This is a genomic window from Pseudomonas sp. TH08 (genome assembly GCF_016651275.1).
Lineage (GTDB): Bacteria > Pseudomonadota > Gammaproteobacteria > Pseudomonadales > Pseudomonadaceae > Aquipseudomonas.
The window spans coordinates 1,301,903-1,327,612 of sequence record NZ_JAEKEE010000001.1 but is presented as its reverse complement, the minus strand read 5'-3'; the positions used below and the strand labels follow the sequence as shown (position 1 = coordinate 1,327,612).

23 protein-coding genes are annotated in these 25,710 nt (G+C 59.7%); 14 read left to right on the top strand and 9 right to left on the bottom strand.

The features are described 5' to 3' along the window. The first annotated feature begins 163 nt into the window (after positions 1-163). On the top strand, positions 164-2,305 hold the full coding sequence (gene katE, locus JFT91_RS06250; RefSeq protein WP_201232244.1) for a catalase HPII: 2,142 nt from the start codon (positions 164-166) through the stop codon (positions 2,303-2,305). Between the two features lie 76 nt (positions 2,306-2,381). Here katE and JFT91_RS06245 read toward each other — a convergent pair whose 3' ends face one another. From JFT91_RS06245 to JFT91_RS06230, 4 genes are read right to left on the bottom strand one after another with little or no spacing between them, the layout of a single operon-like run. Continuing rightward, positions 2,382-3,095: a PA5502 family lipoprotein gene (locus tag JFT91_RS06245; RefSeq protein WP_201229600.1), complete on the bottom strand. Its 714-nt coding sequence runs from the start codon at positions 3,093-3,095 to the stop codon at positions 2,382-2,384. 37 nt (positions 3,096-3,132) lie between these two features. After that, positions 3,133-3,921, bottom strand: coding sequence for a zinc ABC transporter permease subunit ZnuB (gene znuB, locus JFT91_RS06240; RefSeq protein WP_201229599.1), 789 nt, complete (start codon positions 3,919-3,921; stop codon positions 3,133-3,135). Then, on the bottom strand, positions 3,914-4,699 hold the full coding sequence (znuC, locus tag JFT91_RS06235; RefSeq protein ID WP_201229598.1) for a zinc ABC transporter ATP-binding protein ZnuC: 786 nt from the start codon (positions 4,697-4,699) through the stop codon (positions 3,914-3,916). The genes znuB and znuC overlap by 8 nt, the downstream gene beginning before the upstream one ends. Next, entirely contained in the window at positions 4,699-5,181 is a 483-nt protein-coding gene (locus JFT91_RS06230) for a Fur family transcriptional regulator (protein ID WP_166222181.1), read from the bottom strand. Before JFT91_RS06230 ends, znuC begins: the two co-directional genes overlap by 1 nt. 66 nt (positions 5,182-5,247) lie before the next feature. On the opposite strand from JFT91_RS06230, the gene JFT91_RS06225 reads away from it, so the two are divergent. After that, complete coding sequence (locus JFT91_RS06225) at positions 5,248-6,168, top strand: metal ABC transporter solute-binding protein, Zn/Mn family (RefSeq protein ID WP_201229597.1); 921 nt, start codon at positions 5,248-5,250, stop codon at positions 6,166-6,168. Between the two features lie 128 nt (positions 6,169-6,296). On the opposite strand, the gene JFT91_RS06220 is transcribed toward JFT91_RS06225, so the two are convergent. Continuing rightward, on the bottom strand, positions 6,297-7,250 hold the full coding sequence (locus JFT91_RS06220; RefSeq protein WP_201231842.1) for a homoserine kinase: 954 nt from the start codon (positions 7,248-7,250) through the stop codon (positions 6,297-6,299). Positions 7,251-7,310: 60 nt separating this feature from the next. Further along, positions 7,311-7,607 carry a DUF2782 domain-containing protein gene (locus JFT91_RS06215; protein ID WP_122593142.1) on the bottom strand — a complete coding sequence of 99 codons (297 nt, stop codon included), beginning with the start codon at positions 7,605-7,607 and terminating at the stop codon, positions 7,311-7,313. A 74-nt stretch (positions 7,608-7,681) separates the two neighbouring features. Between JFT91_RS06215 and polA the strand changes: the two genes are divergently transcribed. Beyond that, positions 7,682-10,486 carry a DNA polymerase I gene (gene polA / locus JFT91_RS06210; RefSeq protein WP_201229591.1) on the top strand — a complete coding sequence of 935 codons (2,805 nt, stop codon included), beginning with the start codon at positions 7,682-7,684 and terminating at the stop codon, positions 10,484-10,486. Positions 10,487-10,909: 423 nt separating this feature from the next. Here the strand turns inward: polA and yihA are convergent, their stop codons facing one another. After that, positions 10,910-11,554, bottom strand: coding sequence for a ribosome biogenesis GTP-binding protein YihA/YsxC (gene yihA / locus JFT91_RS06205; protein ID WP_008081236.1), 645 nt, complete (start codon positions 11,552-11,554; stop codon positions 10,910-10,912). Between the two features lie 191 nt (positions 11,555-11,745). Between yihA and JFT91_RS06200 the strand changes: the two genes are divergently transcribed. From JFT91_RS06200 to JFT91_RS06170, 7 genes are all read left to right on the top strand, one after another. Beyond that, the gene (locus JFT91_RS06200; RefSeq protein WP_201148753.1) at positions 11,746-12,036 is read left to right on the top strand and encodes a c-type cytochrome; all 291 of its coding nucleotides are present in this window, start codon (positions 11,746-11,748) and stop codon (positions 12,034-12,036) included. Between the two features lie 43 nt (positions 12,037-12,079). Further along, the gene (locus JFT91_RS06195; protein ID WP_201231841.1) at positions 12,080-12,691 is read left to right on the top strand and encodes a c-type cytochrome; all 612 of its coding nucleotides are present in this window, start codon (positions 12,080-12,082) and stop codon (positions 12,689-12,691) included. A 200-nt stretch (positions 12,692-12,891) separates the two neighbouring features. Further along, the gene (locus JFT91_RS06190; protein WP_201231840.1) at positions 12,892-13,533 is read left to right on the top strand and encodes a thiol:disulfide interchange protein DsbA/DsbL; all 642 of its coding nucleotides are present in this window, start codon (positions 12,892-12,894) and stop codon (positions 13,531-13,533) included. Positions 13,534-13,547: 14 nt separating this feature from the next. After that, positions 13,548-14,426, top strand: coding sequence for an endonuclease/exonuclease/phosphatase family protein (locus JFT91_RS06185; protein ID WP_201231839.1), 879 nt, complete (start codon positions 13,548-13,550; stop codon positions 14,424-14,426). Continuing rightward, on the top strand, positions 14,423-16,489 hold the full coding sequence (locus tag JFT91_RS06180) for a GGDEF domain-containing protein (protein WP_201231838.1): 2,067 nt from the start codon (positions 14,423-14,425) through the stop codon (positions 16,487-16,489). Before JFT91_RS06185 ends, JFT91_RS06180 begins: the two co-directional genes overlap by 4 nt. Positions 16,490-16,590: 101 nt before the next feature. Further along, complete coding sequence (locus tag JFT91_RS06175) at positions 16,591-17,373, top strand: N-acetylmuramoyl-L-alanine amidase (RefSeq protein ID WP_201148756.1); 783 nt, start codon at positions 16,591-16,593, stop codon at positions 17,371-17,373. Between the two features lie 73 nt (positions 17,374-17,446). After that, entirely contained in the window at positions 17,447-19,063 is a 1,617-nt protein-coding gene (locus JFT91_RS06170) for an EAL domain-containing protein (protein WP_201229578.1), read from the top strand. Here JFT91_RS06170 and JFT91_RS06165 read toward each other — a convergent pair. Both JFT91_RS06165 and algB read right to left on the bottom strand, forming a co-directional pair. Beyond that, positions 19,060-20,850: a KinB sensor domain-containing domain gene (locus tag JFT91_RS06165; protein ID WP_201231837.1), complete on the bottom strand. Its 1,791-nt coding sequence runs from the start codon at positions 20,848-20,850 to the stop codon at positions 19,060-19,062. The two genes, JFT91_RS06170 and JFT91_RS06165, sit on opposite strands and share 4 nt — an antisense overlap. A 10-nt stretch (positions 20,851-20,860) precedes the next feature. Further along, positions 20,861-22,207: a sigma-54-dependent response regulator transcription factor AlgB gene (gene algB, locus JFT91_RS06160; RefSeq protein WP_201148757.1), complete on the bottom strand. Its 1,347-nt coding sequence runs from the start codon at positions 22,205-22,207 to the stop codon at positions 20,861-20,863. 427 nt (positions 22,208-22,634) lie between these two features. Here algB and JFT91_RS06155 point away from each other — a divergent pair, with 427 nt between their 5' ends. From JFT91_RS06155 to gltP, 4 genes are all read left to right on the top strand, one after another. After that, a complete protein-coding gene (locus JFT91_RS06155; RefSeq protein WP_201199309.1) occupies positions 22,635-22,919 on the top strand; it encodes a hypothetical protein in 285 nt (94 codons plus the stop codon). A gap of 73 nt (positions 22,920-22,992) precedes the next feature. After that, entirely contained in the window at positions 22,993-23,157 is a 165-nt protein-coding gene (locus tag JFT91_RS06150) for a DUF1328 domain-containing protein (protein WP_003177151.1), read from the top strand. 2 nt (positions 23,158-23,159) lie between these two features. Continuing rightward, positions 23,160-23,624: an inhibitor of vertebrate lysozyme family protein gene (locus JFT91_RS06145; protein WP_201148758.1), complete on the top strand. Its 465-nt coding sequence runs from the start codon at positions 23,160-23,162 to the stop codon at positions 23,622-23,624. A gap of 702 nt (positions 23,625-24,326) precedes the next feature. Next, on the top strand, positions 24,327-25,658 hold the full coding sequence (gene gltP / locus JFT91_RS06140; protein WP_201229572.1) for a glutamate/aspartate:proton symporter GltP: 1,332 nt from the start codon (positions 24,327-24,329) through the stop codon (positions 25,656-25,658). Positions 25,659-25,710 lie beyond the last annotated feature (52 nt).

Here is a 25,710-nt window from a genome sequence, read left to right as displayed (position 1 = left end):
TTTAACCTTCGATTTGGCAATAACAAGATCAAAGGTCATAAAAAAGGAACGCCCCGAGCGCCTCATCAGTCACTAGGTAAGCGACTTGAAAACCCTGGGTGCCGTGCCCGGGAACCACTCAAGAGTCCCCGGCATACATCGGGGTCAACCGAGGAGTTTACGACTGATGAGCAAGAAGCCTACGTCCGACAAAAGCCAGATGGCCGGTACCGATACCCCGGATCGCGCCAACACCAACGCCAAACTCGATAGCCTGGAAAAATTCCGCTCCGACGCCACCGGTCAGGCCCTGCGCACCAACCAGGGTGTGAAGATCGCCGACAACCAGAACACCCTCAAGGTGGGCGCCCGCGGCCCATCGCTGCTGGAAGACTTCATCATGCGTGAAAAAATCACGCACTTTGACCACGAGCGGATTCCCGAGCGCATCGTTCACGCGCGCGGCACCGGCGCGCATGGTTTCTTTCAGGCTTACGAAAACCATGCAGCGCTGACCAAGGCCGGTTTCCTGCAGGATCCGGGAAAAAAGACGCCGGTATTCGTGCGCTTTTCCACTGTGCAGGGCCCACGCGGCTCCGGTGACACCGTACGTGACGTGCGCGGCTTTGCCGTGAAATTCTTCACCGACGAAGGCAACTTCGATCTGGTCGGCAACAATATGCCGGTGTTCTTCATTCAGGACGCGATCAAGTTCCCCGACTTCGTTCACGCGGTGAAACCCGAGCCGCACAACGAAATCCCGACTGGCGGTTCCGCCCACGATACCTTCTGGGACTTCGTCTCCCTGGTGCCGGAATCGGCGCACATGGTTATCTGGGCGATGTCCGACCGGGCAATCCCGAAAAGCTTGCGCAGCATGCAAGGCTTCGGCGTACACACCTTCCGGTTGGTCAACGCCGAGGGCAAATCACGCTTCGTCAAATTCCACTGGCGCCCTACCGCCGGCACTTGCTCGCTGGTGTGGGACGAGGCGCAGAAGCTCGCCGGTAAAGACACCGACTACCACCGTCGCGACCTCTGGGAAGCCATCGAGATGGGCGACTACCCGGAATGGGAACTGGGTGTGCAAATCATCGAAGAGGAAAACGAGCACGACTTCGATTTCGACATCCTCGACCCAACCAAGCTGATCCCCGAAGAAATCGTGCCGATCACGCCGCTGGGCAAAATGACGCTGAACCGCAACCCGGACAACTTCTTTGCCGAGACCGAACAGGTTGCGTTCTGCCCCGGCCACATCGTGCCGGGCATCGACTTCTCCAACGATCCGCTGTTGCAAGGTCGGCTGTTTTCCTACACCGACACGCAAATCAGCCGCCTCGGCGGGCCGAATTTCCATGAGCTGCCAATCAACCGGCCGGTGGCGCCGTTCCATAACGGCCAGCGCGATGCCCAGCACCGTACGGTGATCGACAAGGGTCGTGCGTCTTATGAGCCGAACTCGATTGACGGCGGCTGGCCGAAAGAAACGCCGCCAGCCGCGCAGGACGGTGGTTTCGAGACGTATCCGGAGCGCATCGACGCCGCCAAGATCCGCCAGCGCAGCGAGTCGTTCAGCGATCACTTCTCCCAGGCGCGGCTGTTCTTCAACAGCATGAGTGCGCATGAGAAAGAGCACATCATCGCCGCCTACAGCTTCGAGCTGGGCAAGGTTGAACGCGAGTTCATCCGTGCGAGGGAAGTGAACGAGATTCTCGCCAACATTGATCTGGAACTGGCCAAGCGTGTGGCGGCCAACCTGGGTCTGCCGGCACCAACAAAAGGCACTGTTGAAGCGCGCAAAACATCGTTCGACAACTCCCCAGCGCTGAGCCAGGCCAATCTGCTGCCGGAAAACATCAAAACGCGAAAAGTGGCGATTCTTGCCGCCAACGGCGTCGATGGTGCGGCGATTGATGCGATGAAGAAGGCCCTGGCCGCTGAAGGCGCGCATGCCAAATTGCTGGGGCCGACTTCGGCGCCAGTGAAAACGGCGGATGGCAAAAGCCTGCCCGTAGACGCTTCGATGGAAGGCATGCCGTCGGTGATTTTCGATGCGGTATTCGTGCCGGGTGGTGCGGCGTCGATCAAAGCACTAAGCGGTGACGGCGTGGCTCTGCATTACGTGCTGGAGGCGTACAAGCATCTGAAGGCGATTGCGTTGCAGGGTGAGGCGAAGCAGTTGCTGGATGTGTTGAAGCTGGAGAAGGATGCGGGGCTGCTGGAGGGCAAGGATGTTGGTGCGTTGACCAAACCGTTCTTTGCCGCGATTGGGCAGCATCGTGTTTGGGATCGGGAGCCTAAGGCGAAAGCCATCCCGGCCTAAAGAACGCCTTCGCGGGCAAACCTTGCTCCTACAAGATCACACTCAATTGTAGGAGCAGAGCTTGCTCGCGAAGCTTTTAGGGTTTACGAGGACTCAAAACCATCTGCGCAGGCACGGTGCGCACGGTCTGTTTCTCGATCTGCAGATCAAAATCCGGGTTCAGTTTCTTCACACGCTTGGTCAGCAGCGTCGACAACCACGGATAATCATTCGTGCGCGGCGCCTGAATCGTCACGGCACACTCGTAATTCACCACATCGGCGGCAATCGCATCCAGTTGCCGACGAAGTTTGCGGCTATCGGTGATGTTCAGCGCAACCGTGGTGCTTTCGGCGGTCGGATCGATCACCTTGGCTTTCGGCTTGGCTTCCGCTGCCAGCAACGCCGCTTCAGCCTTTTCCAGCTCAGCCTTGCGCGCTTCAGTGATGGCGCCATTGACGCCACCGGTCAGCGCCGGCGCTTTCGGCATCAACGCGCGAGCCCGGCTCAACGCTGTGGCGGCGGCGTTCACATCACCCTTCTGCAGCACGATCTGGCTGCGACGCAGATACGCTTCGGCAAGCTGCCGCTGGTATTGCTCAAGGGATTGATCGTTAGGGGTTTCTTTCTGCAAAGCAGCCAATTGGTCTTCGGCAGTGGCCAGTTCGCTGCTGGCCAGGCTTTGCTCCAGCTGTGCGATGGCCGTAGCTCGCGCATCGGGGGCTTCGGCCACCGGCGGCGTGCTTTGGCAGGCGCCCAGCAGCACGGAAAATGCGACAAGGAGCAGATAACGGGAGGCGAACGGCTTCATTCCTGCGACTCTCTAATTGCGCAAAAAGCGAGCAAGTCTACACCCCTCGACGGGGCAGAACAAAACTCAGCAGAAACAGTGCGGCCGCCGTCACAACGATTGACGGGCCGGCCGGGGTGTCCTTGAACCACGACAACGCCAGCCCGCCACACACGGCGAGCATGCCCAGCAGGCTCGCGCCCACTGCCATCTGCTCTGGCGAACGGGCGTGACGCTGTGCCGCAGCCGCCGGGATGATCAACAGCGAAGTAATCAGCAAAACCCCGACGATTTTCATCGCCACAGCGATCACCACCGCAATCAACAGCATCAGCGCCATGCGTAGCCCCGCCACCGGCAGGCCTTCGACTTTGGCCAACTCTTCATGCACAGTGACCGCCAGCAATGGCCGCCACAGCGTCACCAGCAACACCAGCACCGCCGCGCTGCCGCCGAGGATCCACGCCAGGTCGGTCGGGCTGATCGCCAGCAGGTCACCGAACAGATAGGCCATCAGGTCGATCCGCACTTCATGCATGAAGCTTAGTACTACCAGCCCGAGCGAGAGCGTGCTCGGTGCGAGAATTCCCAAAAGCGTGTCGGACGCTAGCGGTTGGCGCTGTTGCAGCGTTACCAGCAGCACCGCCAGCAGCAGGCAGCCGACTGTTACCGCGACCGTCGGGCTGACATCCAGCAGAAAACCCAATGCCACGCCGAGCAATGCCGCGTGGGACAGCGTGTCGCCGAAATAGGCCATGCGCCGCCAGACCACGAACGAACCCAGCGGACCTGCAACGATCGCCAACGCCAGACCTGCAAGCAGGGCATACAACAGAAAATCAGCCATGCTTGCAGTTGTCTCCATGAACGTGAGGTTGGCCAGTAACCGGCCCTTTGACCACCGAACCGTGCAGATCGTGAGCGTGGTCGTGATGGTGGTGATAGACCGCCAGGCTCTGCGCGTTCTTGCCGAACAGCTCGACAAACGCCGGATCGCCGCTGACCTGCTCGGGATGCCCGGAGCAGCAGACGTGACGGTTGAGGCAGACCACCTGATCGGTGGTGCTCATCACCAGATGCAAATCGTGGGACACCATCAACACGCCGCAGCCATGACGGTCGCGCAGACGGGTGATCAAACTGTACAACTCGGCCTGGCCGGCGACGTCGACGCCTTGTACCGGCTCGTCGAGCACCAGCAATTCCGGCTCGCGCAGCAATGCCCGAGCGAGCAGCACACGCTGCATTTCACCGCCGGAAACGCTTTGCACCGGGCTGTCGATAACGTGTTCGGCGCCAACTTCCTTCAACGCGGCCAGCGCACGCGGACGGTCAACGCCGGGCACCAGGCGCAAAAAGCGCAGCACCGACAGCGGCAAGGTCGGATCGACGTGGAGTTTTTGCGGCATGTAGCCGACGCGCAGTTTCGGCTTGCGCCAGACGCTGCCGCTGTCCGGTTTCAGCAGCCCGAGCACGGCGCGCACCAGCGTGGTCTTGCCAGCGCCGTTGGGCCCGATCAGGGTGACGATCTGTCCCGGCTCGACGCTCAGCTCGATGTTGTCCAGCACGGTCTGCCCGGCAAACGTGACGGCGACCTGTTCCAGACGGATCAGCGCGTTGCTCATCAAGCCCCCTGGCAACCGGAGCAGAGGCCGACGACTTCGACGGTCTGCGCTTCGACGATGAAACCGACATCCCTGGCGCTGTTGATGATCGCGTCGCTGATCACTTTTTGCTCAAGTTCGATGGCGGCGTGGCAATCACGGCAGATCAGGAACTGGCCCTGATGCGCATGCTCCGGATGCACACAGCCAACGAAGGCGTTGAGCGAGGAGATGCGGTGCACCAGGCCGTTTTCGAGCAGAAAATCCAGCGCCCGATAGACGGTTGGCGGCGCGGCGCGGCGGCCGTCCTGCTCGCTCAGCACGGCGAGAATGTCGTAGGCGCCCAGCGGTTTGTGGCTCTGCCAGACCAATTCCAGCACCCGGCGGCGCAATGCAGTCAGGCGCAGGCCTTTCTGGGCGCACAAGGTATCGGCCTCGGACAAAGCGCTGTGCACGCAATGAGAGTGGTCGTGGGGACGGCTGGCAATCGGTGTGATAGGCATGGGCGGCGACGAGTTTTGATAGAGACGTTATTATGTTACCCGTTCTCGCCTCCTTGAGTGGTCATCGTGTCCCGACTTTTTTCTGTTTTTGTGGCTTTTGTCGCCAGTTTTCTGTTGATCGGTTCGGCTCAGGCCGAGGTCAAAGTCCTCACCAGCATCAAACCGTTGCAGCTGATTGCAGCGGCGGTGCAGGACGGCGTGGCGATCCCTGAAGTGTTATTGCCGCCGGGTGCGTCGCCGCATAACTATGCTCTGCGGCCATCCGACGTACGGAAGGTGCAGTCGGTGGATCTGCTCTACTGGATCGGCCCGGACATGGAAGGTTTCCTGCCGCGCGTGCTCAACGGTCGGACGTTGCCAAGCGTGGCGGTGCAGGATCTGCCGGGGATGAAGTTGCGTCGTTTCGCTGAAGACAGCCATTCCCACGCCGAAGACGCCGACGAACATGATCACGATCACCGTCCGGGCACACTGGACGCACATTTGTGGTTATCGCCGGTCAATGCGCGGGTGATCGCCGACAAGATGGCCGCAGACCTCAGCGCTGCCGACCCGGCGAATGCCGAACGCTATCAGAGCAATGCCAAGGCTTTCGACGAGCGTCTGGATGCACTGGATGTGCGTTTGAAAAAGCGTCTGGCAGGCGTTGAAGGCAAGCCGTACTTCGTTTTTCACGAAGCGTTCGATTACTTTGAAGAGGCTTACGGCCTGAAGCACACCGGGGTGTTCAGCGTGGCAGCCGAAGTGCAGCCGGGCGCGCAGCACGTGGCGGCGATGCGCAAGCGTTTGCAGGAAGTGGGCAAGACCTGTGTGTTCAGTGAGCCGCCGTTGCGTCCGCGTTTGGCGGAGACTTTGGTGGCGGGCCTGCCAGTGAAACTGGCTGAGCTGGATGCGTTGGGCGGCTATACGCCGGCGACGGCCCAGGGTTATGAGCAGGTGCTGGAGAAGTTGGGTAACGACCTGGCGGGATGCCTGGAATCGTTGTAACAAACCAAAACCTGTGGCGAGGGAGCTTGCTCCCGCTTGAGTGCGCAGCACTCACAAAAATCTGGCTGACTGCCAGAATTTTGGGGCCGCTGCGCAGCCCAGCGCGAGCAAGCTCGCTCGCCACAGTTTCAGAGGGCGAACGGTAGCGGTGTATTGACCTGCTGCCGCTGTGCCAAACGCTGTTCAAATTCCTGCGGATCGTGAATCAACACGTCCTGCCCGGCAAACTGCTCCGCCGCAATCAACCGCGACAGCCAGAACCGTACACACGCCACGCGCAGCATCGTCGGCCACAACTCAGCCTCCGCCGCCGTGAACGGCCGCAGCGCCGCATAAGCACCGAGGAATGCCCGGGCACGCGGCCCATCGATCAAACCTTCTTCGTCCGAACACCAGTCGTTCAAGGCAATCGCCACGTCGTACAGCATCGGCCCCGAAAAAGCGTTGTAGAAGTCGATCAGCCCGGTCAGGTGCGTGCCTTCGAACATCGCGTTATCGCGAAACAGGTCGGCATGAATATTCGCCCGAGGCAGCGCGAGAATCTTGTCTTTGCGCTCGGTGATTTCATCCAGCGCTTTCTGCAGCAAGGCACGCGGCTCGTTGCTCAGGTGCGAAAGAAACTCGGTGCCCTCCTCCAGCATCCAGTCCAGGCCACGATCGGTCTTGCGCTTGATCATGCGCTCGCCCTGGGTCGCCAGGTGCAAATGCGCCTGCAACTCGCCGACCTGCGCGCAATGCTGGGCATTGGCGACTTTGATGTGCTTGCCAGACAGACGCGGTTGCAACAGCGCCGGTTTGCCCTTCAGCTCACGCAACGCCACGCCGTCGGTGGTGCGCAGCGCGTACGGCACCGGCAGATCGGCTTCGTGCAGCACGTCGAGCAGGTCGATGAAGAACGGCATCTCCTGCACCGGGCCGCGCTCGACCAGGGTCAGGACGAATTCGCCCTGCTCCAGGCTGATAAAGAAGTTGGTGTTTTCGCTGCCGGCGGCGATCCCCTGGAAATCAAGCAGACGGCCAAGCCCGTAAGGGGCGAGAAAGGTTTCCAGCTCGGGCCGAGCGAGGGGAGTGAACACAGACATGGTTAAAAACTGCTCAGTTCAGGCGTCGCTGTCAGCGACGCCGATTAAAAGTCGGGAAACTTACTTCCAGGTAAAGATTTCCCACGACGGAATCAGCATATCCGGCTGGTCGGATCGAATGTAGTTCGCGTCCGAGCCATCGGCGCGCACCAGGAAATAGGGTTTACCACCCTTCGGTGTGACCTTGATCGCATACACGAAGCCACTGCGGCTGTATTCCTGGATGACCTTGTCACCTTCCGTGTGCGTGTTGATAGTAACTTCCGGCTCCGAGGCGGGCGCATCATCCGCCGCCATCGCGGCCAACGGTGAGGCAGCAATCAGACCGACCAGCAGCAAGCGATTTAACGTACGCATGATAACCTTGTCCCTTTGTCGTCAACGGTCCCGCTATTCTAGCGCCGGACCCGCCGAAAAGGTTGATCCTGCTCATGAGCCAAGCCCCCCTCGTCCTGGTGGACGGTTCGTCTTACCTGTACCGCGCTTTCCACGCCCTGCCTCCCCTCACCACCTCCAAAGGCCTGCCGACCGGTGCGGTCAAGGGCGTGTTGAACATGCTCAAGAGTCTGCGCAAGCAGTACCCGGACAGCCCGTTCGCGGTGGTGTTCGACGCCAAGGGCGGGACCTTTCGCGATGAGATGTATGCTGAATACAAGGCCAACCGCCCAAGCATGCCCGACGACATGCGCGTGCAGATCGAGCCGCTGCACCAGAGCGTGATCGCCCTCGGCTTCCCGCTGCTGTGCGTGGAAGGTGTCGAGGCCGACGACGTGATCGGCACCCTCGCCCGCAGCAGCGCGGCGGCGGATCGCCCGGTGATCATCTCGACGGGCGACAAGGACATGGCGCAACTGGTCGACGGCCACATTACCTTGGTCAATACCATGTCCGGTAGCTCGATGGACGTGGACGGCGTGAAGGAGAAATTCGGCGTCGCACCCGAGCAGATCATCGATTATCTGGCGCTGATGGGCGACTCTTCCGACAACATTCCGGGCGTACCGGGCATCGGCCCGAAGACCGCTTCCGGCCTGTTGGTTGGCGTCAACGGCGGCCTCACCGAGCTGTACGCAAACCTCGATATCGTCCCGACCCTGCCGATTCGCGGTGCCAAGACCCTGCCGGCCAAGCTCGAAGAGCATAAGGAGATGGCGTTCCTCTCCTATCAACTGGCGACCATCAAGGTCGACGTGCCGCTGGACGTCGAACTCGACGACCTGCAAATGGGCGCGGAAGACCCGGCCAAGCTCTACGAGCTGTACACCCTGTTGGAATTCAAGAGCTGGATCAATGATCTGGATCGCGACGCCAAGCGTCTCGAACTGAGCGCTGCCGCTGCGCCTGCGCCTGCTGGCGATCTGTTCAGCGCGCCAGAAGCCGAAGCGCCTGCTGCCCCGGCTGAAGCCGCTTACGAAACCATCCTCGATCAGGCGCGTTTCGACGTCTGGCTGGAAAAGCTCAACAACGCCAAGCTGTTCGCCTTCGACACCGAAACCACCGGCATCGACGCGCAACAGGCGCAACTGGTCGGTCTGTCGTTTGCCGTGCAAGCCAACGAGGCCGCGTACATCCCGCTGACCCACTCCTACATAGGCGTGCCGGAGCAACTGGATCGCGACACCGTGCTGCGCGCGCTCAAGCCGATTCTGGAAGACCCGAGCAAGCTCAAGGTCGGCCAGCACGCCAAGTTCGACATGAATATTCTGGCCAACTGCGCCATTGGTGGCGACCAGAACAACGGCATCACCGTGCGCGGCATCGCCTTCGACACGATGCTTGAGTCCTACGTGCTCAACTCCACCGCCACCCGCCACGACATGGACAGCCTCGCGCAGAAGTACCTGGATCACACCACCGTGAGCTTCCAGGACATCGCCGGCAAAGGCGCCAAGCAGCTGACGTTCGACCAGATCGCGCTGGAGCAGGCCGGCCCTTATGCCGCCGAAGACGCCGACATTACCCTGCGCCTGCACCAGACACTGTTCGAAAAACTCAGCGCCATCCCGAGTCTGGCCAGCGTGCTGACCGACATCGAAATCCCGCTGGTGCCGGTGCTGGCACGCATCGAACGCCAAGGTGCGTTTGTCGATGCCGAGCTGCTTGGCATTCAGAGCATCGAGCTGGGCAACAAGATGGTTGCGCTGGAGCGCGAAGCGTTCGAGATCGCCGGGGAAGAATTCAACCTTGGCTCGCCAAAACAACTGGGCGTGATTCTCTACGAGAAACTCGGCCTGCCGGTGCTGAAAAAAACCGCCAAGGGTCAGCCATCCACCGCTGAAGAAGTGTTGGCGAAGCTCGCTGAAGACGATCACCGCTTGCCCAAGGTGCTGATGGAGCACCGCTCGATGAGCAAGCTGAAAAGCACCTACACCGATCGCCTGCCGGAGCAGATCAACCCACGCACCGGGCGCATTCATACCTCGTACCATCAGGCCGTGGCGTCGACCGGTCGCTTGTCCTCCAGCGATCCGAACCTGCAGAACATTCCGGTGCGCACCGCTGAAGGCCGCCGTATCCGCCAAGCGTTCGTCGCACCGAAAGGCTACAAACTGCTGGCGGCGGACTATTCGCAGATCGAACTGCGGATCATGGCGCACCTGTCCAAGGACGAAGGCTTGATGAATGCCTTCCGCAACAACCTCGACGTGCACACCGCCACCGCTGCCGAAGTGTTCAAGGTCGAGCTCAACGAGGTCACCTCCGACCAGCGTCGTGGCGCCAAGGCGATCAACTTCGGTCTGATTTACGGCATGGGCGCCCAGAAGCTCGGCAAGGACATCGGCGTCGACACCAAGACTGCCAAGGCTTACATCGATACCTACTTCGCCCGCTATCCGGGGGTTCGCGAGTACATGGATCGCACCCGCGCGCAGGCGGCGGATCAGGGTTATGTCGAGACCTTCTTCGGGCGTCGTCTGTACCTGCCGGAGATCAACTCGAACAAGCCACAAGAGCGCGCCGCCGCCGAGCGCACGGCGATCAACGCGCCGATGCAAGGCACCGCTGCCGACATCATCAAGAAAGCCATGGTCGCGGTGGATAACTGGCTGGCGACGTCAGGCCTGGACGCCAAAGTCATCCTGCAGGTGCACGATGAACTGGTGCTGGAGGTGCGCGAGGATCTGGTCGAGCAGGTCAGCGCCGAGATTCGCCTGCACATGAGCGAGGCGGCGAAACTGGATGTGCCGCTGCTGGTCGAAGTGGGTGTGGGCAACAATTGGGATGAGGCTCACTGAGCCATTTGATGTCGGTCGCCGCGACATAGCGTCGCGGCAGCCCTGATAAATACTGCTTATTTCGAAAAGCGCTGAGGATTATTCCAAAGCTTTTTGAAAAAAATCTGAACTAATCTGGAAGGACACTACTCAGAGTTACTGAATGGCTGGTGAAGCCCTTCGATGCTCCTATGTTGTGTTAAGTGTTGGCAGATATCTGAACCCCGCCCTAGCGGTTCGGAACTTAAACCCCGGAATTTCTCCCTCCCCAATGAAATCCGGGGCTTTTTTTGCCCAAAATTTGTCTGTAGCGCGTTCATGCCGCGTTGAAAGCACAGCTCAAATGCTCATTTAGGTTCCCTAAAGTCGAGCGCGACCCCGGCCGCTTTTCACCGTGCTTTCGCCTTGCCTGAACACACTACAAACAAATTTCCATATCCCGATTTACTCGGCAGCCGCCTCGGCACCCTTGTCAGCCAGTTCCATCCAGCCGGCCAATACAGTGTAGGCCTCTTCCAGGCCCATGCGTTTTGGCGCCGAGAACAGCTGGATGGTGACCAGGTCGCCCCAACCCTTACGAATTTCGGACTGCACTTTGAGCAGGGTGTTCTTGGCTGCGCCGTAGGTCAGCTTGTCCGCTTTGGTCAGCAGGATGTGCATTGGCATGCCGGCGGCAACGGCCCAGTCGAGCATCAGCAGGTCGAAGTCGGTCATTGGATGACGGATGTCCATCATCAGAATCAATCCCTTCAAACTCTCGCGGCCACCGAGGTAAGCCTCAAGGTGACGCTGCCAGTGCATCTTCAACGGGATCGGTACTTTTGCGTAACCGTAGCCCGGCAGGTCGACCAGACGGCGATCTTCGTCTAGCTTGAAGAAGTTCAACAGCTGTGTGCGACCCGGGGTTTTCGAGGTCCGCGCAAGGCTGGCGTGAGTCAAAGTGTTCAGCGCGCTGGATTTGCCGGCGTTGGAACGACCGGCGAACGCCACTTCAAAGCCTTCGTCGTCAGGGCATTGATCGACTTTGGCGGCACTGAGCATGAATGTGGACTGTTGGCACAGGCCGAGGATGGGATTCTTGAGTTGCATGGGATTTCCGATGTGGGCGGCGCCGGGATTGGGCGCGGAACGCGGTGTCGCTTCCGTTTCAGTGACGCCAGTATATAATGCCGCAGATTTTGTGTGTGCTTTGTCCCAGCGTAGGATGAAGTTCACGAGAGCGACAGACCTTGATTGCGCATTAGAACGCAGAACGCTCTCAACCCTGAAAAGGTCGTTTTATGACGAAATGGCTGCTGGCTGCCGGAGTCTTGATGCCGCTTTACAGCGCACAGGCTACACAGGATCCGGAAGCTGTGTACAACCGTGTTTGTGGTGCCTGTCATTCCGGCCAACTCCCAACGGCGCCCGAAAGAGGCGATCAGGAAGCTTGGACGCCGAGGTTGGCGAAAGGTATGGGGACGCTGGTGCAACACGTGACCCAGGGTTTCAAGGCGATGCCGCCGCGTGGTTTGTGCATGGACTGCAGTGCCGAGGATTACCAAGCCATCATCCTTTGGATGAGCGAGTAAGCCCGGTCCATAACTTAACCCTTAGCCGTAGTTGGATTAGCTGATGAACAAATTGATCGTGAGTCTGCTGTTGACCGTGGGAATCTCAGGTTTCGCTCATGCTGCCGGTGATGCAGCAGCAGGCCAGGCGAAAGCCGCCGTTTGCGGAGCCTGCCATGGCCCGGACGGAAACAGCATGGCGCCAAACTTTCCGAAACTGGCCGGGCAAGGTGAGCGCTACCTGACCAAGCAACTGCACGACATCAAGTCGGGCAAGCGCACTGTTCTGGAAATGACCGGCCTGCTGACCAACCTGAGCGATCAGGATCTGGCCGACATCGCCGCCTATTTCGCCAGCCAGAAAGGCAGCGTCGGCGCGGCTGATCCGAAGATCGTCGCTCGCGGTGAAGCCCTGTTCCGCGGCGGCAACCTGGCCAAGGGCCTGCCCGCCTGCACCGGCTGCCACTCGCCCAACGGCGCCGGCAACGCCGCCGCAGGCTTCCCGCATCTGGGTGGCCAACACGCTCAATACATCACCAAGCAGTTGACCGATTTCCGCAAGGAAGAAGGCGGCCGCACCAACGATGGCGACACACTGACTATGCAGACCATTGCCAAACGGTTGAGCGACGAAGACATCGCCGCCGTCTCCAGCTACATTCAAGGTCTGCACTAAGACCCACGGATCGAGCGTTGTCGGTGAGAGATATCTCCTGCAATGTTAACGCTCGATTAATCCGTCGCAGCAAGTATAAAAAGGGTGGCTTGGGCCGCCCTTTTTTGTGGCCGCTGCCGTTACACTACAGAACTCATGCCCGCCAGGGCCTGTCTGAAAACAGGTCGCGCGAGGCGAACAAAATTGTCCAGGAGTAAAGCATGCGTAATCTGATCATCAGCGCCGCTCTCGTCGCTGCCAGCCTGTTCGGCGTGACCGCTCAAGCCGCCGAAGCCCCTGCCGCCCCTTATGTCGAGTTGGCCAACCCGGTCCCGGTGGCAGAGCCTGGCAAGATCGAAGTGGTCGAGCTGTTCTGGTACGGCTGCCCGCACTGCTACGCCTTCGAACCCGTGATCAACCCTTGGGTTGAAAAACTGCCGTCCGACGTCAACTTCGTGCGTATTCCTGCCATGTTCGGCGGCCCGTGGGACGCTCACGGCCAGATGTTCCTGACCCTGGAAGCCATGGGGGTCGAGCACAAGGTTCACGCGGCAGTTTTCGAAGCGATCCAGAAACAACACAAACGCCTGACCGATCCACAGGAAATGGCTGAATTCCTGGCCACTCAAGGCGTGGATAAGGACAAGTTCCTGGCCACCTTCAACTCCTTCGCCATCAAGGGCCAGATTGTAAAAGCCAAAGAACTGGCCAAGAAGTATGAAATTTCCGGCGTTCCAACCATGATCGTCAACGGCAAGTACCGCTTCGACATCGGCTCCGCCGGTGGTGCCGAACAAGCGCTGAAACTGGCCGACCAACTGGTGGCCAAAGAGCGAGCGGCAACCAAGGCTGCAGCCAACTAAGCGCGGCAACTGCCATGCGCCGCTGGAAGTCTGAACGCATCGTTGGCCTGCATGATCCGCAGGTCAACGAGCATCACCTGGCGTCCACGGGCCTGCCCGCAGACCATCGTCTGCGCTTGCTCAGTTTCAATATCCAGGTCGGCATCAGCACCGAGCGTTATCGGCATTACCTGACCCGCAGCTGGCAGCACTTGCTGCCGCACACCGGGCGTTCAGGCAATCTGCAAAAGATCGGTGACCTGCTGGGCGACTTCGATCTGGTCGCCCTGCAAGAAGCCGATGGCGGCAGCCTGCGCTCAGGCTACGTCAACCAAGTCGAACATCTGGCCCACCTCGGCGCCTTCCCGTACTGGTATCAACAACTCAATCGCAACCTCGGTCGACTGGCACAGCACAGCAATGGCGTGCTCAGCCGCCTGAAACCGTGGGCGATCGAAGATCACCCGTTGCCCGGCCCGAAAGGTCGTGGGGCGATTCTGCTGCGTTTCGGCGAAGGCCCGGAAGCGCTGGTGGTCGTGATGATGCACCTGGCCCTCGGCGCGCGAACGCGCAGCCTGCAACTGGCCTACATTCGTGAGCTGATCGGTGGTTACAAACACCAAGTATTGATGGGCGACATGAACACCCATGCCAGCGATCTGCTACAACACTCACCGTTACGCGATCTCGGCCTGCTCGCCCCTCAACTGGAAGCGACATTTCCCAGCTGGCGCCCGCAGCGTTGCCTTGATCATATTCTGCTCAGCCCGACCCTGACCCTGGAAAGAGTCGAAGTGCTGGCACAACCCATTTCCGATCACCTGCCGGTCGCGGTAGAGATCCGTCTGCCGGGTTCGCTCACGGCCGATGCATTGCCCGCGATGAGTCCTGCCCCTCGCGGAACCCCTGAATGAGCGACGACGCCCAGCGCTGGAAAGAGAAATACCTCAAAAGCATCGAAAACCAGGACAAGCTCGAACGGCGTTGGGCCGCACGCCTGGACTTGCTGCGTCGCGGGCTGGTGCGCAGCACCCTGGCGGCTGAAGGCACTGACAAGGTGGTTGATCAGTGCATGAAAGAGATGCGCGACGTGGTGCGCACTGACGACATGGACGCCGGCCTCGCCGCCCTGTTGCCACGCCTGGAAAAAGCCGTGCTCGACTCCGAGCAGCGTCGCGAAACCCGCATTGATCAGATGAGTACCGCGCTGACTTCGCTGGTCGCTCAGTTGCAGGCTTTGCCGTTGCCACGGGAAGTGGCGCAACCGCTGAAGAAATTCGCCAAACAACTGGATGGCCGCGTCGGCCAGGCGCGGGAAATGCCGCTGCTGCTGAGCGAACTCAGCGGCTTGCAGGGCAAGGCGTTGAGCCAGCTGGAGGCGCCGGCGGAGCCGGAGCGTCCGGGACTGTTGCAGCGTCTGTTTGGCAACCGTGACAGCGACGAGGTGCCTGCGCCTGCTACGCCCGAGCACGTGGCGCCAGTCGAACAGCTGCATGTCGCTCCTGCACCTGCATCCGAACCTGTGCAAACTGCGCCTGTCGCCGTCGCTGAACCGGCGGTGGTCACTACGGTAATCAAAGACACTGCGCCAATCGCAGTAGTGGAAGTACCAGCGCCCCCAGCTCGGCCGGAAACAGACGTGGTTACCTTCGTTCCGCCGACAATCGCTACCGAAGCGGCCTTCCCGATTGAAGTGGAATCCATCGCGCCCGAGCCTGAATCCGTTGTGGCTCCAGCTCCAGCTGCGATCCCACACCCAGTCGCACCAGCCGCTTTCAACCCCGACGAACTGATTCATCCCGGCGATCCGGCCCCGCTGATCCTCGACAGCCTGCCCCTGCCCGGGCCTATCGCGCAGGCTTTGGCCGCTATCGATCCGGAACAGTCCGAGCACGACATTCTGTTCGCCCTGCCGGACTCCCCGGAGCCGTCCTACAGCTCCGTGGCCAAACACATCGAAGACACCCTGATCGGCCTGCTCGACGACCTGACCCTGCCCGAACGCCACCGACCGCAAGCCGAAGCGATGCGTGAACGGCTGCAACATGGTCTGAACTGGTACGAGTTGATCCCGATCCTCGACGATCTGGCAACTCTGATGCTGGCAATCACCGACAGTGGTCAGCACGAATTCGAAGTGTATTTGCAGCAACTCAACGAACGCCTCGAAACATTTCAGAGCAACCTGCAAGCGGCCAGCGATGGCCATGCCGACAATAGCTCGGCGGCGCGGGCGATGGACTCGCAGATCCGCGAACAAGTCGACGGTTTGCAGACCAGCATGCAGGAAGCGGCGGATCTGGAAGACCTCAAGCAAGTGCTGGAAAACCATCTGGAAGGCCTGCTCGGCACCATGGATCAGCACCAGAAACAACGCGACGCCCGCGAACAGGAAGTCGCAGCGCGGCTCAAAGGCCTGTCCGAACGCGTGGCGCACATGGAACAGGAAGCCCAAGGCTTCCGCGAACACCTTGAAGTGCAACGCCAGAAAGCCCTGATCGATCCGCTCACCGGCCTGCCCAATCGCGCCGCGTGGAGCGAACGCCTTGAGCACGAGATCAAGCAGTGGCAACAACACGGCAACACCCTGAGCCTGGCGATGCTCGATCTTGATCACTTCAAACGGATCAACGACAACTACGGTCATCTGGCCGGCGACAAGGTGTTGAAGATCATTGCCACCGTGCTGCGCAAACGCCTGCGCGGTTCAGACTTCATCGCCCGCTTCGGCGGCGAGGAGTTCGTCCTGCTGCTGCCAGCCACTCCGCCCGCGGTCGGCGCCAAGTTGCTGGAAACCCTGCGAGCGGCCATCGAAGCGTGCCCGTTCCACTTCAAGGGCGAGCGTGTGACGATCACCATCTCAATGGGACTGGCTTCGTTCAAACCCGGCGAACACAGCGATCTGGTGCTGAAAAGAGCCGATCAGGCGCTGTACCGGGCAAAAAATGCAGGACGCAATCGGGTCGAGCTGGGCTGAGCCAATTGTTCCATTTTGTTTAAATGCGGCCGCTGGCCGTCGAGACGCCAGGCAGTACGTTACACTGTTGCATTATCGTCTTCTGTGTACTGCCTTCTGCCATGAAATTCTTTGCCCTTCTCGCCTCCCTGCTCGTTCTCGCCGGTTGTGCCAGCGGTCCGCGCTACGACACCAGCCACCCTTCGGCCAATCACGACAGCCGCATCCAGTTCGTGATCGTGCATTACACCTCGGCTTCGCTGGAACGCTCGCTGCAACTGCTGACCCACGGCGAAGTCAGCAGCCACTACCTGATCGGCGACGACACGCGTGGCACCGTCTACAAACTGCTGGATGAAAACCAGCGGGCCTGGCACGCCGGCGAAAGCCAATGGCAAGGCCGCACCTGGCTCAACTCGAGCTCTATCGGCATCGAAATCGTCAATCCCGGCTTCAAGGACACCCCGACCGGGCGCCTGTGGTATCCGTACAGCGAGGCGCAGATTCAAGCACTGATCGCGCTGCTCAAGGACATCAGCAAGCGCAACGGCATCAGCCCCCGCCACATCATCGGTCACAGCGATATCGCCCCCCTGCGCAAACTCGATCCGGGACCGTTGTTCCCCTGGAAACGCCTTGCCGCTGAAGGACTCGGCATCTGGCCGAATGAACAAGCGGTGGCGCGTCAGCAAGCGCTGTTCAACAGCAGCGAACTGCCGAGCATCAGCTGGTTCCAGGCGCAGCTGGCACACCTGGGTTACGACACCCCGCAGACCGGCGAACTCGACGTCGCCACGCGACATGTTCTCGCCGCCTTTCAGATGCACTTCCGGCCCTCGCGCTTCGACGGCACGCCGGACGCGCAAACGGCAGCGCTGTTGCTGGTACTCAATCAGACAAAATAATGACGCCCGCCCGACGGTCAGGGCGAAATCGTGATCAGCAGCTATAACTCATTGGTAACTCTTCGGATATTCCATGATGGTTGCTACCCGAGAGACGCTGCGTAGCTGGTTTTATCGCCCCTGGTTTTTGGCGATGATCGCGGCTGTCCTCAGTGCCAGCCTGTTGATCGCCGGCGGTTTGTTTGTAGCGATGCGTCAGGTCGAACAAAGCGAGAGCCAGGAAATGAACGCGCAAGGCGAACGTTTCCTCGCTCGTCTTGAACAATTGTTCGGCCAGTTGCGCGAAAGTCTCGACGACCTCGAAGCCCAACCCTTACGCAGTTGTGACGATGAAATGATCGCCACCCTGCAACAAGTCACCTTCAACTATCGTTTCGTCTATGAAGCCGCTTATATGGACGCCTCGCGAATCTGTTCGAACCGTCCGCGTCAGGAAGGCTTATCGGTTGTCCGCGCGCCGGACATCAAAGGCCCGACTTACAGCTATTGGCTGAACACCACCACCGAACCCGATGAAAACCGTGCAGCGCTGATGCTCGGTCGGGGCAATTTTCGGGTGGCCACCTCGCGCGGCCATTTGACCGACATGGTCGATCTGTCGCCCGGCAGCAGTCTTTTAGTGGTGCTGGATCATGGCACCCGAGCCATCCCGGTATTGGGTACGGAACAGACCTGGCCACCCGCGGAACACTGGCCGCCGAAAAGCCACAACGCCTTGCAGGTCACGCATACCCGGTTGATCTACCGTATGCCCACCGACAACCCGGAATACCAATTGGTGCTGATCACGCCGCGCACTGGCATGCACATCCCCGCCATCTGGTGGTGGATGATCCCGGTTTGTCTGGTGGCCGGTGCCATCGTCGGTTTTCTCACCTTCCTGCTGGTGCGCCAGCGCCAGTCGCTGGATGCCGAACTCCACGGCGCGATCCGTCGAGGCGAATTGCAGGTGCTCTACCAACCGATCTTCGACCTCGACAGCCGCAACTGCGTCGGCGCCGAAGCCCTGCTGCGCTGGCGTCGCCCGGACGGTACGCTGACCAGCCCCGACCTGTTTATCCCGATGGCGGAAAACACCGGACAGATCCGTCAGATGACCGACTTCGTCCTCCAACGCTTGCTGGAGCAACTGGGCCAGCTACTGCGCGCCAATCCGCAGCTGTATATCTCGGTCAATCTCGCCGCTTGCGATGTGATGGTGCCGCGCATTGGCCAGGTCATGGCGCGGTTGCTGACGTTGCACCGGGTCGCGGCGCGACAGATTGCCTTTGAAGTCACCGAACGCGGCTTGATCGATGTAGTGGTCGCGCGGGAAAACCTGCAAGCGCTGCGCGATGTCGGCCATCAAGTGCTCATTGACGACTTCGGCACCGGTTATTGCAGCCTCGCCTACCTGCAAACCCTGCCGGTCGACTGCCTGAAAATCGATAAAGCGTTCATCGACGCGCTCGGCCATGATGCCGCCAGCAGCGGCGTCGCTCCGCACATCATTCACATGGCGCAGGCACTGGATTTGAAGGTGATTGCCGAAGGCATCGAACTCGAATCGCAAGCTGAATTGCTCAGCAGCGAAGGCGTGAAGTTTGGTCAGGGCTGGTTGTTCGCCCATGCGCTGAGCGCGGTGCAGTTCATTGAACTGATCACCCGTGGCCGCCGCCTCGCGGCTCGGCGGCTGGACGACGAAGCCTAAACCGCCAGCGCCATATAGAACTGCGTGCCCTGCCCCGGCCGCGAATAAACACCCATCCGCCCACCGTGCAGCTGGACGATTTCCTTGCACAGTGCCAGGCCGAGCCCGGCCCCGCCCTTCTTGCGCCCAACCTGCACGAACGGCTCGAAGATCCGCCCCTGCTGGCCATAGGCAATACCTTCGCCGTTGTCTTCAACGCTGATGATCACCCGCTCGCCGTGGCGCCGCGCCTGCAAACGGATCTGACCGTCACGGGCGGTATGGCGCAGGGCGTTGTCGATCAAATTGTCGAGGACGCGGTCGAGCTGGGCCTGATCGGCCTGCAAACGCGGCAGCGGCCCCTGCACCTCGATGTCCAGGGCGATGCCTTTGTCCGCCGCCGACTCGGCAAAACGCGATTGCGCCTGTTCCAGCAAGTCTTCAATGGAGCACGGCGCCAGCGTGAGTTTCTGCAAACCGTTCTGATAACGCGAGAAGTTGAGCAAGTCGTTGATCAACTGCATCAGGCGCTGCATTTCCTCGTTCACCGTGTCGAGCAGATCGGCCTCGCGCGAATCCGCCGGAAACTTCGCCCGCTCACGAAACAGCCCGAAAGCCATGTGCATGCCGGTGACCGGCGTCCTCAGCTCGTGGGATGCGCGCAAGACGAACTCACTGCGCACGCGCTCGAAGGCGCGCTGCTCGGTTACGTCATGCAATACCATCACCGCACCCAGAATGTGGCCTTGGGTGTGGCTGACCGGTGTGAGGCTGTAAGTCAGCAGACGGGATTCGCCGTCGACCTCGATGCTCAAGTCTTCCGGTGCACGCTCAAGGGTGCCGCCACGCAGCACCAGTTGCAGCTGCGCATCCAGCTCCGGCCGCTGCAACGCCGTGCCCAAGCCCTGACCCAGCCGATCGTCGTCCCAACCTAACTGGCGCTGAGCCACTGGGTTGAGGTGCTCCAGATGCCCTTGGCGATCGATCATCAGCAGGCCATCGTCGATGCTGTCGAGCACAGCTTGCAACCGCTGCTGGCCGGCCAGCAGTTCGTCGACGTTGGTGGCCTGGTGTTCACGCAACGCTTCAGCCATGAGCCCGAAGCGACGCGACAACAGGTTTACTTCCATGGCCGAGGAAATCGGCAGGGTCACTTCATAGTTGCCCTGACCGATGTTATCGGCGGCCTTGGCCAACACCTCGATGGGCACACCGAAGCGCCGAGCGATGCCGTGGGCGGTAACGAAACCGATGATCAACACCGCCAGTCCCACCAACCCCAGCAAGCCGGCGACCAACAGCGCCCGATCACGCGCGTCGCGTTGTACCGCGTTGATGTTGTCCAGCGCGTGCTTGTGCTCGGTGATCAGGCCGTTGCGCAGGGTGTTGAAACGCTGCCTGAAGTTGGCGTCGTTGCTCATCGCTGTCGCCGGGTCCCGGGACAGGTCGAACGCTTCAAGAAAACTCAGGTAATCGGCCTTGGCCTGACTGAAACCGTACTGGCGACCATCACCCTGCTGTTCTTGGGCAATGCCTTCATCGAGCAGCTTGAAGTAATGCTGTTTGGACTCCTCGAACGCAACCGGGTCAGGTTTTTCGGCGAGCATGAGGATCAGTTGATCACCGAGTGTCTGCCGTAGCTTGAGCCCCAGATCGAGGGTGACAAAGTTGCTGCGCACCAGGGTTTCCTGCGAACCGGCCATCTGCATCACGCTGACCAACCCGAGCATCAGCCCGAGCAAGGCCACGGTGATCAATGCGGAGATACTCAGGAACAGCCGCGTGCGCAACTTCATCGCCAGTTTCATCGCCCGGCACTCACAGGTTGTACTGCTTGCGCTTGCGATAAAGGGTCGAGGCGTCGATGCCCAAGGTTTTTGCCGCTTGATCCAGCGTACCCGCCGTGGCGAGTACCGCGCCGATGTGAGCCTTCTCCAACTCGTCCAGACTTAGCGCTGCACCGACTCTTGGCGCATTGTTGGCCGGTTGCTCGGCCATGCCCAGATGGCTGATCTCCACACGCTCCTGCGGGCAGATGATGCTCGCGCGCTCGACCACGTTGCGCAGTTCACGAATGTTGCCCGGCCAGCGATAACCGAGCAGTGCTTCGCGCGCTTCATCACTGAAGCCCCGCGCCGGACGCGCGTACTCTTTAACGAAGCGCGCAAGGAAGCGGTCGGCCAGATTAAGGATATCCTCGGCGCGCTCGCGAAGTGGCGGCAGGTGCAGGGTGATGACGTTGAGGCGATAGAGCAGGTCTTCACGGAAACGACCGTCGCGCACCATGTCCTCGAGATTGAGGTTGGTCGCCGCCAGAATCCGCACATCGGCACGCCGAGTCACCGGATCCCCGACCCGTTCGTATTCCTTGTCTTGAATAAAACGCAGCAACTTAGGCTGCAACGTCAGGGGAAAGTCGCCGATCTCGTCGAGAAACAGCGTACCGCCATCCGCCTGATTGACTCGCCCCAAGGTGCTTTCGCTGGCGCCGGTAAACGCACCGCGACTGTGGCCGAACAGCTCGCTCTCCATCAATTCCGCCGTCAGCGACGGACAGTTGATGGTCACGCAGGATTTCTTCTCGCGCTTGCTCCAGCCGTGAATCGCCCGGGCCAGCTCGCCTTTACCGGTACCCGATTCGCCGAGGATAAGAATGTTGGCGTCAGTACCGGCCACTTGCCGCGCGGTTTCCAGCACGACTTTCATCGCCGGGCTGTGAGAATCGAGACCGTCCTTGGGTTTACGGATCTCGCCTTCCAACGCTTCGAGACGCGCCGACAGTTGACGCACTTCCAGTTGCTTGGCGGTGGCCAGACGTAGCTGATCAGGGCTGCAAGGCTTGACCAGGTAATCAGCGGCGCCCGCCTGAATCGCGTCCACGGCGGTATCTACAGCCGAATGCGCGGTGACGATCACCACGCGCATCCACGGCGCCTGAATGCGCATCTGCGCCAGGACGTCGAGGCCGTTGTCTTCGCCCAGACGCAGGTCAAGAAAGCACAGATCAAAGACCTGACGTTGCAGCAGTGCGTCGGCCTGAGCCGCGCTGTTGGCAGTGGCCACCGTATAGCCTTCGTCTTCGAGGCAATAACGGAAGGTACGCAGGATGGCGGACTCATCGTCCACCAGCAGAATGCGGCCTTGATGCTCAGTGGCAGATTCCATTTTTCCTACGCTCCATAGTGATTGGTCTGAGGTTAGTCCCGGAAAAATCGGGCAAGTTGCATGGTTGATTCTGAACGAAGCCAGCCATAGGAAGGTAGCTCTCTCCTGCCATTACGGCCAATACGTTGATTTTGTTGGTTTTTTAAACAATCAGCGGTTTGCAGGGCTTTACCTGCGTACTTTTCTGACATCCGCGACCCGCTCTCAATTCCGTAAGAATCAAATCTGCTACGAAATAATCGTGCAATCCGCACGACCCTGTATGAGCCATCGTGCAGGATGCGTCGCGATCTATTTTTTACTAGCTCGTAAGTAATTGATTTTATTGAATATTTTTCAATCAAAAAACTGGCATGCAGGCTGCAATAGCTTATTCAGCCCGGGCAGATCAGAACTGCCCCAACCGAATAAGAGTGAGGAACCCAGGATGACTCGCCAACGTGCCGCCCAAGTGCGTATCTCGCCACTGCTCATCCAGCAAAGTCTGTTTGGCGTACTTGCGCTGTTGATCACCCTGATCGCGTGCCAGCAATACCTGCGCTGGGAAAACAGCCAGCAGCCAGAGCCGCTGATCTCGGTTCAGCACAACACGCAAACGCACTTCAGCGCCGTCAGCAGCAGCCAGGCAGAAAGCCTCTCGATGCGCATGGTGGACGTCGATCAGGCGCAGCCACTGGATCAACTGCCACGTGAAGAGCGCTGGGTCTTCTAATTGATTAAACGGATTCGGGCGCGACGCGCCGGAACACGCAACACCCCTAAATAGAGAAGTAAGGAGAATCACCATGTTGAGCTGGGCAATTACATTCTTGATCATTGCCATCATCGCTGCAGTACTGGGCTTCGGTGGTATCGCGGGCACCGCCACGGGTATCGCCAAGATTCTCTTTGTCGTGTTCCTGGTGATGTTCATCGCTTCCTTCTTCTTTGGCCGTCGCGGCCGAGGTTAACGATGAGTGCGTTAAAGACACTGGCAGCCGCCCTGCTTCTGGGCGGTAGTGCCATGGCGATGGCGGCCAACGATGGCCAGGCGCGGGTCAATGAACTGTTGAGTTCGGACCCGCAGTACAGGGAAACCTGGGAAGGCGTGGTGAAGAAGGAAGAACGCCTGCCGGAATGGGTGATGAACCTTTCCGGTACGCCGGACCAACAGATGAATGCCGTGACTGAAGATGGCGACAAGTATCTGGTCGGCCCTCTCTGCGAATCTGCGGACAAGTGCCTGAACCACCGCTTGATCGTTGCGTTCAGCTTCGACAAGAAAGACGCTTACGCCATGCTCGTCGATGTGCCCGAAGGATTGCCGGCCGACAAGTCGCCAACGCGACATGCCACCTACCGCTTCCTCGGCAAGCCGAATGAGGGCATGCAGAATCTGCTGATGGAAACGCTGAAGAAAGATCCTAAATGGTATTGAACATGAAGGCAGCAGCCCTGCTGCCTTCCATTGCGCCGATCCGAGGAGGGTCGGCGCATGACCAAGGGGCCGGGACGTTCTGACTGTAACAGGGTCGGAGTGACCTACGGGTACAGGGAGTGCCTGCGCAAGGGCCGGGTCAGGGCAAGTAAAAAAGCTGCGCCGCAGGTTCGCCGACCCTCAGTGGTTCGACGGATCTGCGCTGAGCTTTCAATCGATCAAAACATTGATCCAGAGCGTTCAGCTCATCCTTTTTATCGTCGACACTGCGCGCGAAAACATTACGCGGTGTTTCACGGCGACCGTATATCGACAAAGAGACCCTTTAAACAGTGGGACTTCTAGTCTTCTCACGTAAGCTTTTTCTTAATTTCCTGTCGATTTTTCTCGTTCAAAAAACAACCAACCTTCGCTGTGATGGCCGGTTCACGGCACTTATGCCGGCCGAAATGTCACAATCGAACCGGTTGGGACGCCAGTTTCATTTAAAAAAGCTCATGCCGATTCGGCATAGGGTAGGCGTTTACGGCATTAGACGGCGCAACCTTGCATCGGAATAGTTGCGCCTTTTTTCGCCTGCCGAAGAGCCGTAAATACGCGCTTCGGGGCACCTTATACGGAGGCAGATGCACAAACTTTTCCGCTAGAAAGCGTTCCAGTTCCTGCATGTGCCTGAGTCAAACGCAAGTAAGGGTAAAGATAATGAAGAAGGCAAAAATTAGCCTCGCCTGGCAGATCCTCATCGGTCTGGTTTTGGGTATTGCAATTGGTGCGTTGCTCAACCACTTCAGTGCCGAGAAGGCCTGGTGGATCAGCAACGTCTTGCAACCGGCAGGCGATATCTTTATCCGTCTGATCAAGATGATCGTGATCCCGATCGTCATCTCCTCCCTGATCGTCGGCATCGCCGGCGTGGGCGACGCCAAGAAACTGGGCCGCATCGGCCTGAAGACCATCATCTACTTCGAAATCGTCACCACCATCGCCATTTTGGTCGGTCTGGTCCTGGCCAACGTGGTTCATCCGGGCACCGGCATCGACATGAGCACCCTGGGTACTGTGGATATTTCCAAGTACCAGGCGACGGCCGCCGAGGTTCAGCATGAGCACGCGTTCGTCGAGACCATTCTCAACCTGATCCCTTCGAACATCTTCGCGGCCATGGCCCGCGGCGAAATGCTGCCGATCATCTTCTTCTCCGTATTGTTCGGCCTCGGTCTGTCGAGCCTGCAATCGGACCTGCGCGAGCCGCTGGTGAAGATGTTCCAGGGCGTCTCGGAAAGCATGTTCAAAGTCACCCACATGATCATGAACTACGCGCCTATCGGCGTTTTCGCTTTGATCGCGGTGACCGTGGCCAACTTCGGTTTCGCCTCCTTGCTGCCGCTGGCCAAACTGGTGGTGCTGGTTTACTTCGCCATCGCCTTCTTCGCTTTCGTGGTGTTGGGCCTGATCGCCAAGATGTTCGGTTTCTCGGTGTTCAAGCTGATGCGCATCTTCAAGGATGAGCTGGTGCTGGCCTACTCCACCGCCTCCTCGGAAACCGTGCTGCCGCGCGTGATCGAGAAGATGGAAGCCTACGGCGCGCCGAAAGCCATCTGCAGCTTCGTGGTACCGACCGGTTACTCGTTCAACCTCGACGGTTCGACCCTGTACCAGTCGATCGCGGCAATCTTCATTGCCCAGCTGTACGGCATCGACCTGTCGATCAGCCAGCAACTGCTGTTGGTACTGACCCTGATGGTCACCTCCAAAGGCATCGCCGGCGTGCCGGGCGTGTCCTTCGTGGTGCTGTTGGCCACTCTGGGCAGCGTGGGTATCCCGCTGGAAGGTCTGGCGTTCATCGCTGGTGTCGACCGTGTCATGGACATGGCGCGTACCGCCCTGAACGTGATCGGTAACGCCTTGGCCGTGCTGGTCATCTCGCGTTGGGAAGGCATGTACGACGACGCCAAGGGCGAGCGCTACTGGAACTCCCTGCCGCACTGGCGCAGCAAGGAAAAACTGCCGGCTGGCGAGATTTCCAAGAACTGATTGCTGAACATTGTGGGATTGGCTTTTCTGTGGGAGCGAGCCTGCTCGCGAA